The following is a 15,656-nucleotide window of genomic DNA, read 5'->3' on the forward strand; positions in this document are numbered from 1 at the left end:
TCCGATGCACGGGTCCTCATCCGTCACCTTCCGTCGCCACGGCGGCCCGCACCCGCTGGTCCTCGCGAGCGGAGCCGACGTCCCGCTCCAGGGGGGTGCGGCTCACGGCCGTCGCGAGGTCCTCCAAGGCCCGCTTCTCCAGTTCCGCCTCGCGCCGCACGACCGGGCCCCCGTTGCCTGCGGCGTCCCCCCATGCGTGGAGCGCCTCCTCCACGCGTCCCCAGTCCGGGTTCCTGTGCTCGCGCACGGCGGCTGCCGCCTTCGCGGTGTCCGTCTCCACGGCGTCGGCGAACCGCTCCGCCTCGGGGACGACACGGCCGCCGGGCCGCGGGACGTGGCTCTCCATGAGCATCGCCGCGCGGCCGAACCCCTTGAGCGCCTCCTGCGCCTCCCGCGCCTCGCGCGACGTCAGACCGCGGGGGCGGACCGGTTCCTGCCTTGCCCGGTCGTATGCCTCCTGCCAGGCGGCACGTGCCTCCCTGCTCTCCAGCAGTGCCCTGCGCATGTCGGCGTGATGCTCCCGGGTCGGTTCGGCGTAGTCGCGGAGCACCGCGGCCGCATAGCGGCCGTTGGCGGCGAGCCAGTCCGCGAGCCGCCCCCGCAGCCGGGGTGTCTCCCAGGCGGGGAACACCACGTACGCCAGCATGGCCAGGGCCCCGCCGAGCAGGGTGAGCACCACCCGCTCCGGGACCGTCTGCTCCCACGCCTGGCCGCCCATGCCGAGCAGGAAGACGACGTACGCGGCGGTGAAGCACTGGGAGTATGCGTAGCCGGTACGGCTCAACGTGTACGACAGGCCCGCCGCGACCACCGCCAGCGCGCCGGACACATGGGCGTCCGGGCCCAGGGCCCGCACCGTGCCGGTGGCGAGCGCGACCCCCGCCAGGGTCCCGGCGAGACGGGCCACCGCACGCGCGTACGTCCGGTGGAAGTCCGGCCGCATCACCATCAACGAGGCGAGGGGCGCCCAGTAGCCGTGGCCCAGGGGGAGCCGGGCGGCGACCAGATAGCCGAGCGTGGCCACCGCCGCCAGGCGGACGGCGTGCCGGAACACGGGCGAGTCCCGGCGGAACTCACGGCGGACCGCCCGAACGACGACCGGGACCAGCCGGTGCATGGTCGGGCGCACCAGGAACTGGGCGCCGGCGAGGCCGGGCGGCGTGGGCGTCCGCCCGCGGGCACAGCCGCTCCCGGCGATCTCCAACGCCTCGCCGAGCAGTTCCACGAGCCGCTCGGCGGCTTGCCGCGCGGGGCCCTTCAGCACCTCGTGCTCCTCGTCGACACGCAGGACGTCCGTGCTCTCGGGCCGCACCTCGGCGGGAGTGCCGCGTCGGATCGAACGGGCGGCCGCGTCCAGGACGTCTGCGGCCGCGTCGAGCAACTCCCGCGCTCGGTCCCGCCCGGGTCCCTCCGCCGGGGCGCCCACGTCCGGGTCGGCAAGCGCCGCGATCACCGGCCGAATGCGCTCGGCGAGTCCCCGGGGACCGTGCAGGACGGCGGGCCGGGTGCGGGCCTGTGACGGCGTCACGGCAGCCGCGTCCCGGGCCGTCATCAACGGCTCCGGGTCGAACGGAGCGGTCGGGTCGTGCCGCAGCCGGCGGGCGTAGTCCGCCACGGCGGCCAGACCGTCGGCGAGCGCGTCACGATGCGCTCCCCAGCGCCGGATCGGGAACAGCAAGATCAACACGGCCTGCGTCACGCCTCCGAGTGCGATGACCCCGGCGTGCTCCAGGGCTCGCCCGATGCTCGTGGGCAAGGTGATGGTCACCAGCATGCTGCCCACGGTCGTCGCCGCGATGATCCCAGCGGTCGATCCGACGGCCCACGCCATGCCCGCGGCGAAGGCCCATACGGCCAGCAGCGGCAGGAACGTCACGAGCCGCCCCGCCGCCAGGTAGCCCACGAAGGTGCTGAGCGCCAGACCCGCGCCCGCGCCGAGCGCGACCACCTTGCGCGGACGCCAGCTGCGCTGGAAGGTTGCTCCACCCGCGGAGTAGGCACCGAGGGCGGCCGACGCGGCGTACGCGGGGGAGACCAGCCACAGCGCCGGCCCGACGACGATCGCCACCCCGGCGGCCGCGCGCAGCGCGAGCAGGGGCTCCAGCCGCGTCTCCTCGATCGTGAGGCCGGCTCGCACGACTTCCCGGAAAGCCCGCGCCCAGGTCACGGGTGTCCGCCCGGCCGGAACGCCCTGCCGGGTCGCGTAGGCCTGATCGAGGTGCGGCGACCGTCGAGCAAGGAAGCCTCCCATACGGCCTGCCGGCCGGCTGGTGGCCGCAGCCGCTGGAGGGGGTGCGGCCACCGCGGACACCGCTGAGCGTCCGCCGTCCGTGTTCCGGGCCGGAGCGCGGCCCTGGGTCTCTTACCGCTTATGGCCGTTGCCGTGTCCGTCAGGATGCAGGACCACCTTGGTCCAGCCGTCGTCACGGGCGTCGAAGTGCTCGTAGGCGGTGGGGGCCTCGTCCAGGCCGAGTTCGTGGGAGACGACGAAACCCGGCTCGGCCTTCCCGCCGGCGATCAGATCCCGCAGCGCGCGGTTGTACCTCTTCACCGGCGCCTGCCCGGTCCCCATGTGCTGGCCCTTGAACCACATCATGCCGAAGTCGATCGGGACCTTGCCCTGCGCTTCCAGCTCGCCCTGGGCCTCGGCGCCGCCGGGGTCCTGGGGCAGGAACACGCCCACCACGCCGATGTCGCCCGTGAACCTGACCGAGTCGATCAGTTCGTTGAGCGTGAGGCTGGCGTCCTCGTGTCCCTGGGGGTCGTGCGCCTGGTAGCCGACGCATTCGCAGCCGTTGTCGGCACCCAGACCGAGGGTGGCCTCCTTGACGACCTCCGCCGGGTTCTGCTCGGCGGTGTTGATCGGGATGGCCCCGATCTCCTCCGCCTTGCGCAGCCGGTCGGGATGGTGGTCGGCCGTCCAGACGCGCCCGGCGCCCTTGAGAAGGGCGGAGTAGGTCGCCATCAGTCCGACGGGACCGGCCCCGAAGACGATCGTCTGGTCACCCGGCTTGACGTGGGCCATCTCGGTGGCGTGGTACCCGGTCGGGAAGATGTCGGCGAGCATCACGTAGTCGGTCTGCCGCTCGGCGGCATCCTCGCCCAGACGCAGCGCGTTGAAGTCGCCGTAGGGCACGCGCAGCAGCTCCGCCTGGCCGCCCTGGTAGGGGCCCATGTCGGCGAATCCGTAGGCGGCCCCCGCAAGGGCCGGTTCCGGCTGCATGGTCAGGCAGTAGTTGGTCAGACCCCGCTCGCACTGCTTGCAGAAGCCACAGGCGATGTTGAAGGGCAGGACCACGTACTCGCCCACCTGGACCTTGCGGACGGCCGAGCCGACCTCCACGACCTGGCCCATGTTCTCGTGTCCCAGGGTGCGGCCGGACTCGAACGAGGTGCGGCCCTCGTACATGTGCAGGTCCGAACCGCAGATGTTGGTGGCGGTGATCTTGACGATGATGTCGCAGGGGTGTTCGATCTTCGCGTCCGGTACGTCCTTCACTGTGACCGTTCGCGGACCTTCGTATACCGCTGCTTTCATGATGGCTTCCCTCGATGTCGCGGTACGGCGGTGATGGGAAGGCGCAGAGAGCCTGACTCTCGGAAGTGCTGCGGCGGGGCCCTGGGCTCCGGCACGCCTGTGGGGCCGTTCACCTGGATCAGATGGAACGGTCGTTTCGCCGCCGGCCCCGCCAGGCGGAGCTTCGCCGCTCCGGCGGCATGCCGTGCACGGGTCCCCGTCGGTCCCCGGGGCGAAACAACCACGCACCGACCGATCAGCGCAATCTCCGGACCCGGACGACCACGAACCGACGGCACATCTTGGACCCGGGTCATCAACTAGTCACCGCGGTCGTCCTGCAACAGGCTGCGACGCTCCTGCTCGCGCTTGGAGTAGGCCGCTGCCCGGATCGCCTCGTCGCTCTCCAGGCCCGATCCCAGCGCGCCGCCCACCGTGGCGACCGAAGCGACGAACCAGGACAGCGTCCAGTACTCCGTGCCGTGCAGCGGAGTCCGTGTCGTGGAAGCGAACAGCCGGTCGTTGAGGATGAACAGCGCCCACACCAGGTTGATGGCCACCAAACCCGCGTAGCAGACGAGCACCCCGATGCCCAGGGTCACGACCGTCGAGGCGTTGTAGAGTGCCGCCCTCTTCCGCGCCTCCGGCGAAACCTCATCCGTTCGATGCCACAGGTTCGCGTCCACGATCAGCCAGCCGATCATCAGCGCGACAGATCCGACCGTGGCGATCACCAGGCGTGGCGTGCTCAGGGAGGTGGCCAGGCTCCAGATGGTGGAGTTCACGGTGGCGACCGCTCCCGTGGCGAGTGCGGCCGCCAGGGCTTTCGACAAGCCCGGCACCAAACGCCACGGCCGGTTGGCGCGGACCATACCGAGGAGCACCCTCAAGTAACCGCGCGGCCCAGTGACGACGTACCGCAGGTCGGCGATCTCCTCCTCACCGACCTGGCCCGGATGGATGGGCGCGAGACGACTGACAAAGGGCCCCCGCAGCGGGTGACTTCCCGGCGGCCCCTCAGGCCCGGTGGCCCGCGGACCCGCCAAGCTGAGCACGGCTTCTTCCACGGCCTGCCGGGCCCTTGTCTGGAGCCGGAAGCCCCCCAGGCTGGGAAGAGACAGCAGCGCCAGGCCGTGTTCGTGACTCAGATCCACCGCGAGCTTGCGCCCATGCGAGTGCAGCGGAAGGTCGGTGAGAGCCACGACGATGTCCCACCTCTCCGAACTTCCGCGGTCCATGATCCGGCGCATCAAGGTGGACGGGTCCTCGGCCTCCGCGGTGAATGGCTCACTGACCACCTCGACATCGAACCGGCGTCCCTGGCCCGACCTGTCGGCCAGCCGACCAGGAAGCATCTGGGTCATGCGCCGCGCGATCTCCGTCGGCGCATCCGGATCGGCAAGGAGAGCCACGACCGTAACGTCCTGAGAGGACACCCGCATGACTCCCTCTCGTCGGCTGCCCCGCGATCGCGAGTGCCCACAGGATGCCCCCGCCGTGGCGTCGACGCCGCGTGACACGCTGGCCCCCGCCGGCAGGCGCGGGCGGTACGGTCAGATCTCCTCGCGCTCCCCGTGCCGAACGATCGTGACGGCGTCTGTCGCGCGGTTCGCGGCGCGATCAGGTAATCAGGAACGGTGAACGAGGACGCGACCGACCCCTTCGTGCATGTCCGGGGCGCCGGTGAGAACAACCTGCGGAACATCGATGTCGACGTTCCGCGGGACGCGATGGTCGCCTTCACCGGCGTGTCCGGTTCGGGCAAGTCCTCGCTCGCGTTCGGCACGCTCTACGCGGAGGCCCAACGACGTTACTTCGAGTCCGTGGCACCGTACGCCCGAAGGCTGTTGCAACAGGTCGGCGCACCGCACGTGCAGGAAATCACGGGGCTGCCACCGGCCGTGGCCCTGCAACAGCGACGCGGGTCGCCCAGCTCGCGCTCGACGGTCGGCACCCTCACCACGCTGTCCAATCTGCTGCGCATCCTGTACTCCCGCGCAGGCACCTATCCGCCCCGGGCCGCACGGCTGGAAGCCGAGTCGTTCTCACCCAACACCGCGGCCGGCGCCTGCCCGGAGTGTCACGGACTGGGGGTCGTGCACGACGTCGCCGAGGACCTGCTCGTCCCGGACCCCGCGCTGAGCATCCGCGAGGGGGCGATCGCCGCATGGCCGGGCGCCTGGCAGGGCGCCAACCTGCGCAGTGTCGTGAGCGGCCTGGGGATCGACATCGACCGACCGTGGCGCAGGCTCAGGAAAAAGGACCGGGACTGGCTGCTGTACACGGACGAGCAGCCCTCCGTGTACATCGAACCGGAGGAGGACCGCGTCGACTACGGCTACCAGGGCAAGTTCTGGAGCGCCCGCAAGCACGTCATGCACGTCCTCGCCGACTCCAAGAGCGAGAAGATGCGCGAGCGGGCGCTCCGGTTCGTCAGGAGTGTGCCCTGCCCCGCCTGCCACGGCAGCGGGCTGCGGCCCGAGGCGCTCGCCGTGACCTTCGCCGGACGTTCCATCGCCGAGATCAACACGATGCCGCTCACCGAGGTCGTGGCGCTGCTGCGGCCCGTCGCGGGGCGGTCCGAGGCCGACGCCACCACGTCGACCGCACGATCCGGCGAGACGACCGAGGTCGCGGTCCGGATCTGCGGCGATCTGGTCGCGCGGATCGACGTACTGCTCGACCTGGGCCTCGGATATCTCAGCCTGGGGCGCCGCTCGACGACCCTGTCGCCCGGCGAGGCGCAGCGCCTGCGGATCGCCACCCAGCTGCGCTCGGGGCTGTTCGGCGTCGTCTACGTACTCGACGAACCCTCCGCGGGCCTGCACCCGGCTGACGCGGAACCACTGCTGGAGGTGCTGGACCGCCTCAAGGCGGCGGGCAACTCGCTGTTCGTCGTGGAGCACGACATGGACGTCGTACGGCGGGCGGACTGGGTGGTCGACATCGGCCCCGGTGCGGGCGAGGGCGGCGGACGCGTGCTGTACAGCGGCCCGGTCGCCGGTCTCGAGCGGGTCGGGGAGTCGGCCACGAGCCAGTACCTGTTCGGGCGGGCCCAGCCGCTCGATCACCGCCCGCGCACCCCGCACGGCTGGCTGCACCTGCGCGGAGTCTCCCGCCACAACCTGCACGACGTGTCCGTCGACGTACCGCTGTGCGTACTGACGGCGGTGACGGGCGTGTCCGGTTCCGGGAAGTCGACGCTGGTGACGCAGGTGCTCGCCGAGGTCGTCCGCGGCCACCTCGGACTCGTACCCGAGGAGCCCGACGAGGCGCGGTTGGAGGTCGACGTCCGGGACGCGTCGGGGGTCGAGTCGTTCGACCGGCTGGTGCGGGTCGACCAACGGCCCATCGGCCGAACGCCCCGGTCCAACCTGGCCACGTACACCGGGATGTTCGACGCGGTGCGCAAGCTGTATGCCGCGACGGACGAAGCCAGAGCGCGGGGCTACTCGGCTGGACGGTTCTCCTTCAACGTGCCCGAAGGGCGGTGCGAGACCTGCCAGGGCGAAGGATTCGTCGCGGTGGAACTGCTGTTCCTGCCCGGCACCTATGCGCCGTGCCCGACCTGCGAAGGCGCCCGGTACAACGCCGAAACGCTGGAAGTCACCTACCGCGGCAAGAACATCGCGGACGTACTGGCGCTGTCCGTCGACGCCGCCGCGAAGTTCCTGTCCGCCGTCCCCGCCGCCTCCCGCAGTCTGGAGACGTTGCGCGAGGTGGGACTGGGGTACCTGCGGCTGGGTCAGCCCGCCACGGAGCTCAGCGGGGGTGAGGCGCAACGCATCAAACTGGCCACCGAACTCCAGCGAGCCCGGCGCGGGCACGCGCTCTACCTGCTTGACGAGCCGACGGCGGGGCTGCACCCCTCGGACATCGCGCTGCTGCTGCGGCAGCTGCACCGGCTCGTCGACGCCGGTAACACGGTGGTCCTCGTCGAGCACGACCTGGACACGATCGCCACCGCCGACTGGGTCATCGACCTCGGTCCTGGCGGCGGCGACGCGGGCGGGCGGGTGGTCGCGAAGGGCCCGCCGGCCAAGGTGGCGAGGGCCCGCCGAAGCGCCACCGCGCCCTATCTCGCGGCCCGGCTCGCCCGCTCCTGACGACAGCGCGAGAGGCTGGGTAACCGGTCAGCCGGCTTCGGGGCGCGGGGATGCGCGCCACCCTGCCGGACTCCTTCAGAGCATCTCCAGGGGCGTGGGCCCGTCGGGCGGTGAGAACGCCTCGCCGAGAGCGTCGAGCGCCTCGGTCGGAAGGTGGAGGTCCAGCGCGCCGCGGTTCTCCCGAACGTGGCCGGGTGATCCGGAACGCGGGATCGCGGCCACCCCCTGTTCCAGCACCCAGGCGAGTGCCACCTGGGCCGGCGTGGCTCCGAGGGCCCGCGCCACGGCACCCAGAGCACCGCCCTTCAACAGCCGCCCCTGCTCGATCGGGGAGTAGGCCATGACCGTCACTCCGGCCTCGCGGCACCAGGGGAGAAGATCCCACTCGATGCCGCGCCGGGAGAGGTTGTACAGCACCTGGTCGACGGCCGCGGCGTCGCCACCGGGGAGGGCGGTCAGTTCGGCCATGTCGGTGACGTCCAGATTGCTCACGCCCCAGTAACGGATCTTGTCCGCCTCCATCAGGTCGGCGAATCCCGCGAGGGTCTCCTCAAGAGGCCACCGTCCCCGCCAGTGCAGCAGGTAGAGGTCCAGCCGTTCCGTGCGGAGCCGCCGCAGGCTGCCCTCGCAGGCGGCGACGGTGCCTTCCCGGTCGGCGTGGCCGGGCAGCACCTTGCTGACGAGGAAGACCTCTTCCCGGCGTCCCCGGAGGGCCTCCCCGATGAGTTCCTCGGCCGCGCCGTCGCCGTACATCTCCGCCGTGTCGACGACGGTCATGCCCAGGTCCACACCCAGCCGCAGCGCGGCGATCTCCCGTTCACGCCGCGCCGGGTCCTCGCCCAGGTACCAGGTGCCCTGCCCGAGCGCCGCGATCTCCTCACCGGAGCGGAGCGCGATCGTTCTGGCCGATTCAGCGGACATTTCGGGCCTCCCGTCCGACGCGGATCCGCGTCACGCGTGCCCGCACCGGGTGCCCAGGCCCGTGCCTCCCAGACAACCGGTGCCGCATGCGCCGCGGGGAGGTCAGGAGGGGCGAGCGGACCGCGCCGAGGACTTGCCGGGACCGGCCGCGCGGTCGCGCAACGCGACGGCGACCGACACAACGGCGCCGCAGGAGAGGACCGCCGCGAAGCCGATCATCGCGGTCTGCACGGCGAAGTGCCGCAGGGCGATGCTGAACAGCACCGAGGGCAGACCCATTCCCAGGTACGCGACGACGAAGAACACGGCGAGGACCCCCGCGCGTGAGGCGGGTTCGGCCACGGAAACGGCACGTTCGACGCCTCCCTTGAACAGCAGCCCGGAGCCGGCTCCCGACAGGGACACGGCGACCAGGTAGAGCCAGAGCGCCGGGTGGTAGAGGGCGACGGCGCACAGGACCAGGCCGACCGGGAAGGCCACTGCTCCCACGGTCAGGAGCCGGGGCAGCCGGAGGCGGCCCAGCACCAGCTGGGCGGCCGCCGCAGAACCGAACATGAGGAAGGCCGCCAGACCGACCACGAGGTGCGAGTCGGTGTGCAGGGTGCCGTGGAGCACCCTCGCCCCGAGGGAGGAGATCAAGCCGAGGATCGCGAAGGCGAAGGCGCCCAGTGCGCCGGCCGCGCCGAACGCCCGCCGGCCGCCGGGGCGCAGGACGAACCTGCTGGGCGGTTGAGCCGCGGGCAATTCCAGGTCCACGGTCTCCGGGGTGCACAGCACCAGCGTCAGGCACACCGCCATGGCGAGCGTGAAGATCGCCTGAGTGGTGATCAGGGGCGTGGGAAGCCACTCGGCGGCGACTGCGGCGACCAGGGGCCCTGAGGCCAGGCCGCCGAGGTTGGCGGCGGTGGCCACGATGCCGGGCAGTGCCGAACCCGTCCGTTCCGGACGGGCCTCCTGGTACAGGTCGTGCAGGTACGTCGTCGCGGTCGAGGCCATCAGCCCCAGTCCCACACCGTTCAGGATCCTGCCCGCGATCAGCCCCGGCAGGTCCTGCCACACGATCAGTACGACCGACGCGACGATGCCGACCAGCAGCGCCGGGACGATGATGCGTCGCCGGCCGAACCGGTCCGACAGGTGGCCCAGTCCGAGGAAGGCGGCCGCCGCGCCCACGACCATCGAGGCGTACGCCACCGTGACCGTGGTCGCGCCGAAGTGGTCCCGGGCCTCGTACAGCGGCCACAGCGGGGTCGGCGCGGTGCCGAAGGCCATGAGCACGGCGAAGGCCACCGCCACGAACCAGAAGCCGGTCGCGTGCGAGGCACGGCGCCCGGCGGGGGCGCGGGGTGGCAGGTCGGCGGGAGCGGGTGCTGGGATCCGGTGGGTCGGGTCGCCGGGAGCGTCGGTTGTGGGACGGCTCAGCGGCATCGGTACGGCAGGCAGGGGTACCCCTCCTCGGGCGGAAATGGATGACGTTCTCCATCCTCCTCACCAGGCATGATCAATGCCAACGAATGTTTTTGCTGGGTTCGAGCAATGCGAGTGATACTTCCCCTGTGGAGCTACGTCAGCTGGAGCACTTCATCGCGGTCGCCGAGGAGCTGAGTTTCACGCGTGCCGCCCGTCGGCTGCACGTGGTGCAGTCAGGGGTGTCCGCCGCGATCCGCTCGCTGGAGCGCGAGCTCGGCTGCGCGCTGTTCGAGCGCACCTCCCAGCAGGTCCGGCTCACCGGGGCGGGCGCCGCGCTGCTGCCGGAGGCTCGGGCCACCTTGAACGCCGCCCAGGCCGCCCAGGACGTCGTGCGTGCCGCACAGGACACGCTGCGCGGCACGGTGAACGTGGGCGCCATGGCCTCGGTCGAGGTGGTGGACCTGCCCGCGCTCCTCGGACAACTGCACGCGCGGCACCCTGCGATCGACGTCCGGCTGCGGCTGGCGACGACCGGCTCCGCGGGACTGGCGCACGCGCTGCTCAGCGGGGACCTTGACGTGGCTTTCCTGTCGCTGCCCGACCGCAAGCCCGCCGGGATCGAGGCACGGGAGCTGACCACCGTGCCGCTCGTTCTGGTGGTGAGCGCCACCCATCCGCTCGCCCGACAGGGAAAGGTGGCACTTGCGGACCTCGCGGGGGAGCCCTTCGTGGACTTCCCGCCGGGCTACGGCAACCGCGAGGTGGTCGACCGGGCGTTCGCGGCGGCGGGCGTCGTACGCCGGGTGGCACTGGAAGTGCCCGACATCGACATGGGGGCGGCACTGGTCCGGCACGGTCTCGGCATCGCCTTCCTGCCCGCGTTCGCCGTTGCCCGCACCCCCGGCCTGCACGTCCTGGACGTCGACGACGCCGCGCTCCGTTGGAGCATGCATCTCGGCACCTCGTCGACCCGGCGGCCCAGCTCGGCTCTGCGGGCGCTGCTCGACCTGGTCGACCTCCACGTCCTCGCCCTGTGACGTCCGGCCCCCCCCCGCGTTCGCCCCGTTCCGGCCACGCGGGCGGCGTCGGATGCGCCAAGGCCCCGTCTGCGTCTCAGTGAGGCATCAGCCGGGTCCGCCCAGCACGATCTTCCACACTCGGGTCGCCACCTGGAGGTTCAGCCGGTCCTCGACGTTCGCGAGGTCGTGGCCGCTGATGTCGCGGATGCGCTGGAGCCGATAGCGCACCGTGCTGCGGTGGATCGCGAGGGATTCCGCGGTCTCGTCGTAGTTGCCGCCGCAGTCGAAGTACCGGGTCAGGGTCTCCACCATGGTCGCGTGGTGCCGGGAGTCGTAGTCGATGAGCTCCCCGAGCCACTCCTGGACGAACGTCTCCAGTTCCCGGTGACCGCTGCCGGGCCCCAGGACGCGGTAGAGACCGAGCTCGTCGAAGAACGACGTGCCGTAGTGCTCGGGGGAGTGGCGGCGCACGTCCAGAGCGCGCCGCGCCTCCTGGTAGTGGTGGGGGATGTCGTCCACGGAGTCGCAGGGGGCGCTCACCCCGATCGTCCCGGACCGTGTCCCGTTCTCCCGGGCGAGCGCCTCGTACAACGCGCGGGCGTGCGGCCTGTCGCCGGTGATGAGGACGACCTGGTCGGAGCGGCGGGTCAGCAGCGAGCGCATGCCCACCGCGGCGGCCGCCCGACCCACGGTCCGTGCGAAGGAATCGTCCGCGGTGCGGTTCGTCCACTGCACCACGACGATGTAGTGGCTGCCGTGCAGGTCGTGTCCGACTACCGCTGACCGGGCGTACGCGCTCGGGTCGTCCGTTCCTGCCAGGAGGTCGTCGGCCAGCTCGCGGTGCAGCCTCAGCTCCACTTCGGCCAGATCGCGCAGATGCGTCAGCTCCCGGGCGAGCGACGTGGCGGCGAGACCGAGCGCGAGGACGGTGTGCTCGTCGGCCTCGCCCCGGGTATCGACCAGCGCCAGCACGCCCAGGATCTCGCCGTGCGGGCGGACGAGGGTGAGCAGCCGGTCCCTTATCCGCACCGGCCCGGCCTCTTTGGCGACGGTGTGCAGCATGTCTTCCTGCCGCACGGGATCCGGCTCGGGATAGGGAACGGGGCGGCCGGGGCCGGTCCAGGACCGCAGCCGACCGAAGCGGTCCTCGACCAGCGCGGGAAGTCCGGTGAGCCCGTGCAGCGCGCGGGTGACGGCTTCCTCGCCGCCCTCCGAGGCCGCGACGTCCGCCATGAGAGCGTGGACGGCTCGCTCGTAGCCCAGCTCAGCCACCACAGAGATCAGCTGCCGCTGGAGGGCTGTGCGTTCCTCCCTCAGCCGGTGCAGTTCCAGCGCGTCCTCGCATTGGCGGCGGTGTGCGGAGGCGGCTGACAGCGCGGCGGCGGTGTGCCGGACGAGCATGGCGAGCAGGGATCGCTCGACCCTGGTGGGCCGGGAGGGGGACGTGACCACGAGGTAGCCGTGGAACACCCCAGGTCCGCGCAGCCCCAGGGCCCGGCCCCAGGGCCTGCCGGCCAGAGTCACGTCGCCGTCCTGGCCGGCCAGCTCCCGCACCCTCCGGCCCATGGCCAAGGCATGCGTCCGCCCGTTCCGCGGGCTGGGGACCAGGTCCCCGCCCACCTTGAGGTATCCGGCCTCGGCGCTGTAGCGCCCCGCGGCGACTATGTGATCCATGGCCAGGCGCAGGATCTCGCCGTCGTCCGGAGCGTCGAACTGGGCGCGGGAGAGCGCGACCAGTTCGTGGAGGGCATGGGCGGCCGGGGTGCGAGCGGGCGGACGGGGCCGCCCGGGCGCGGCCGTGGGATGCCGCAGGGCGCTGCTCCGCGGAAGGCTGCCCTTCCGGTCGGAGCAGCGGTGGTACCGCCTGTACGCCCGACTGCCGACCATGGGATCACTCCGTCCTTCGGAGGTGAGCGGCCTTCGCGTACCCGCTTCCGGGCCGGCTACCCGAGACGTGAGGTTCTTTCTCTCGTACTCGTGGGGTGACCGGACCCGTGCATTCCTGACTCGCCAGGTGCAGGCGCGGAGCCGCCCGGTTCGCCACCCTGGGGATTGCCCGAGACCCTCCGTGCGCACCGGTGGGATACCGACGGGGTCCCACCTCCATCTGAACGAACGTGATCCGGAGAGTCGACGCGGGCGCTGCACCGGGAGGAGTTCCTCATGGCCAAGGCAGTGGGCATCGACCTGGGCACCACCAACTCGGTGATCGCCGTGTGGGAGGGCGGCGAGCCGTCCGTCGTGCCCAACAGCGAGGGCAACCGCACGACACCGTCCGTGGTGGCCTTCACCGACACCGGGGAACGTCTGGTGGGCCAGCTGGCCAGGCGCCAGGCGATCCTCAACCCCAAGGGCACCATCTACTCGGCCAAGCGGTTCATCGGCCGGCACTTCGACGAGATCTCCGACGAGGCCAGGGCGGTGGCGTACGACGTCGTCGAGGGCGACGGCGGGGCGGCTCGCTTCAAGGTCCGCGACAAGCTGTACGCGCCTGAGGAGATCAGCGCACAGGTGCTGCGCAAACTCGCTGACGACGCGTCCAAGCAGCTGGGGGAGCGGGTCACGGAGGCGGTCATCACGGTGCCCGCCTACTTCAACGACGCTCAGCGCACCGCCACCAAGGACGCCGGGCGGATCGCCGGCCTGGAGGTGCTGCGGATCATCAACGAGCCGACGGCGGCCGCCCTCGCGTACGGCATGGACAAGAAGGAGCACGAGACCGTCCTCGTCTTCGACCTGGGCGGCGGCACCTTCGACGTGAGCATCCTCGACGTCGGCGACGGCGTGGTGGAGGTGCGCTCCACCGCCGGGGACAGCCACCTGGGCGGCGACGACTTCGACCGGCGTCTGGTGGACTACCTCGCGGACGACTTCCAGAAGGAGAACGGCATCGACCTGCGCAAGGACCCGCAGGCGCTGCAACGGCTGTTCGAGGCGGCGGAGAAGGCCAAGACCGAACTCAGTTCTGTGACGCAGACGCAGGTCAGCCTGCCGTTCATCACCGCCGACGCCTCGGGCCCCAAGCACCTCACGGACTCGATCATGCGGTCCACTTTCGAGCAGATCACCGGCGACCTGGTGGAGCGTTGCCTCGGACCGGTGCAGCAAGCGATGGCCGACGCGAAGGTCGGCGAGAGCGACATCGACGAGGTCATTCTCGTCGGCGGTTCCACCCGCATCCCCGCCGTCCAGAGTCTGGTCCGCCGGCTGACCGGCGGCAAGGATCCCAACATGAGCGTCAACCCCGACGAGGTCGTGGCCCTGGGCGCCGCGATCCAGGCCGGGGTGCTCAAGGGCGAGGTCAAGGACGTCCTGCTGCTCGATGTCACACCCCTGTCGCTTGGCGTGGAGACGCGCGGCGGAGTGATGACGAAGATCATCGAGCGAAACACCACCATTCCCGTGCGCCGCAGCGAGACCTTCTCCACCGCCGAGGACAACCAGCCGGCCGTCGATGTGGTGGTCCTCCAGGGTGAGCGCGAGCGGGCCGCCGACAACCGCGTGCTGGGCCGCTTCCAGCTCACCGACATCCGACCGGCGCCGCGGGGCGAACCACAGGTCGAGGTCACCTTCGACATCGACGCCAACGGCATCCTCAACGTCAAGGCCCGCGACCGGGACACCGGCAAGGAACAGGGCATCACCATCAGCGAGAGCTCCAACCTGGACCGCGGCGAGGTCGAACGCATGGTTCAGGAGGCCGAGCGCAACCAGGGCCAGGACCAGGCACTCCGCGAGGCCGTGGACGCCCGCAACGAACTCGACGCCGTCGCGTACCAGGTCGAGAAGCGCCTCGCCGAACTGGGCGACGCGGCGCCCGCGCACGAGAAGGCACGCGCCGAGATGCTCGTGTCCGACGCCCGGGCGGCGGTCAAGGAGGAGGCGGGCGTGGAGCGCGTGCGGCCGCTGACCTCCGAACTCCAGCAGGTGCTCGCCGGGCTGGCGGCCCATCAGGGCGGCGCCACGGGCGACGGCCCCGGCGAGGACGCCGCCACCGGCGGCCCCACGAGTGACGGTGGCGGTGACGATGATGTCATCGACGCCGAGTTCGACAAGGGCTGAGGCGCGACATGCCCACCCACCCCCAGGAACCCGACCGGGCCGCGTCGGATTCGGGCGCACGGGTCCCGGAAGGCGCCGGACCTGCTCCTCGCGGGGACTTGCCCCCATCGGGCCCGCCCCGGCCCGAAGCGGCGAACGGCGAACCGGGGCCCGATGCCGCCGGCCCCGCGCCTGCCGAGGACGAGTACACGACGGCGATCCAGGAACTGGAGGACCGCTGGCGGCGCGCGCTCGCCGACCTCGACAACCTTCGCAAGCGTCACGCCAGGGAGCTGGAGCGCGAACGGGCGGTCGAGCGGTCCCGGACGGCCGCCGCCTTCCTGCCCGTCCTCGACAACCTCGAACTCGCCCTGACCCATGCCGGCGCCGATCCGGGTGCGATCGTGGAGGGCGTCCGGGCCGTACGCGACCAGGCGGTGAACGTCCTCGAACTGCTCGGCTACCCGCGGCACGCGGAGAGCGGAGTGGCCTTCGACCCGGCCCGGCACGAGGTGGTCGGTGTCGTCCAGGACCCCGACGCCCCACCGGGCACGGTCGTCGAGGTGCTGCGCCCCGGCTACGGGGACGGCGAGCGGCAGCTCAGGCCGGCCGCCGTGACCGTCGCCAAGCGGGAGTGACCGG

At 71.6% G+C, this 15,656-nt stretch carries 10 protein-coding genes; 4 read left to right on the forward strand and 6 right to left on the reverse strand.

The annotated features are described in order from the left end of the window. Positions 1-16 precede the first annotated feature (16 nt). The 3 genes from HEP81_RS34575 to HEP81_RS34585 form a co-directional block, all read right to left on the reverse strand. Positions 17-2,167: an FUSC family protein gene (locus HEP81_RS34575; RefSeq protein ID WP_037655740.1), complete on the reverse strand. Its 2,151-nt coding sequence runs from the start codon at positions 2,165-2,167 to the stop codon at positions 17-19. Between the two features lie 195 nt (positions 2,168-2,362). Further along, positions 2,363-3,538, reverse strand: a complete 1,176-nt coding sequence (locus HEP81_RS34580) for a glutathione-independent formaldehyde dehydrogenase (RefSeq protein WP_051850154.1) — start codon at positions 3,536-3,538, stop codon at positions 2,363-2,365. A 299-nt stretch (positions 3,539-3,837) separates the two neighbouring features. Further along, positions 3,838-4,959 (reverse strand): hypothetical protein, encoded by a 1,122-nt coding sequence (locus HEP81_RS34585; RefSeq protein ID WP_172637033.1) that lies wholly within the window; start codon positions 4,957-4,959, stop codon positions 3,838-3,840. Between the two features lie 195 nt (positions 4,960-5,154). On the opposite strand from HEP81_RS34585, the gene uvrA reads away from it, so the two are divergent. Continuing rightward, positions 5,155-7,623 (forward strand): excinuclease ABC subunit UvrA, encoded by a 2,469-nt coding sequence (gene uvrA / locus HEP81_RS34590; RefSeq protein WP_037655736.1) that lies wholly within the window; start codon positions 5,155-5,157, stop codon positions 7,621-7,623. A 75-nt stretch (positions 7,624-7,698) separates the two neighbouring features. Here uvrA and HEP81_RS34595 read toward each other — a convergent pair whose 3' ends face one another. Continuing rightward, on the reverse strand, positions 7,699-8,544 hold the full coding sequence (locus tag HEP81_RS34595; RefSeq protein ID WP_037655733.1) for an aldo/keto reductase: 846 nt from the start codon (positions 8,542-8,544) through the stop codon (positions 7,699-7,701). 102 nt (positions 8,545-8,646) lie between these two features. Next, positions 8,647-9,972, reverse strand: coding sequence for an MFS transporter (locus HEP81_RS34600; protein WP_243279684.1), 1,326 nt, complete (start codon positions 9,970-9,972; stop codon positions 8,647-8,649). A gap of 128 nt (positions 9,973-10,100) precedes the next feature. Between HEP81_RS34600 and HEP81_RS34605 the strand changes: the two genes are divergently transcribed. Next, on the forward strand, positions 10,101-10,991 hold the full coding sequence (locus HEP81_RS34605; RefSeq protein ID WP_037655732.1) for a LysR family transcriptional regulator: 891 nt from the start codon (positions 10,101-10,103) through the stop codon (positions 10,989-10,991). A gap of 87 nt (positions 10,992-11,078) precedes the next feature. On the opposite strand, the gene HEP81_RS34610 is transcribed toward HEP81_RS34605, so the two are convergent. Continuing rightward, the gene (locus HEP81_RS34610) at positions 11,079-12,860 is read right to left on the reverse strand and encodes a PucR family transcriptional regulator (RefSeq protein ID WP_078967367.1); all 1,782 of its coding nucleotides are present in this window, start codon (positions 12,858-12,860) and stop codon (positions 11,079-11,081) included. Positions 12,861-13,136: 276 nt separating this feature from the next. Between HEP81_RS34610 and dnaK the strand changes: the two genes are divergently transcribed. Then, positions 13,137-15,035, forward strand: coding sequence for a molecular chaperone DnaK (gene dnaK / locus HEP81_RS34615; protein WP_037655730.1), 1,899 nt, complete (start codon positions 13,137-13,139; stop codon positions 15,033-15,035). An 8-nt stretch (positions 15,036-15,043) separates the two neighbouring features. Continuing rightward, complete coding sequence (locus HEP81_RS34620) at positions 15,044-15,652, forward strand: nucleotide exchange factor GrpE (protein ID WP_037655729.1); 609 nt, start codon at positions 15,044-15,046, stop codon at positions 15,650-15,652. The last annotated feature ends 4 nt before the right edge of the window (positions 15,653-15,656 follow it).

It is taken from the genome of Streptomyces griseofuscus (genome assembly GCF_014673495.1).
Taxonomy (GTDB): Bacteria; Actinomycetota; Actinomycetes; order Streptomycetales; family Streptomycetaceae; genus Streptomyces; species Streptomyces murinus.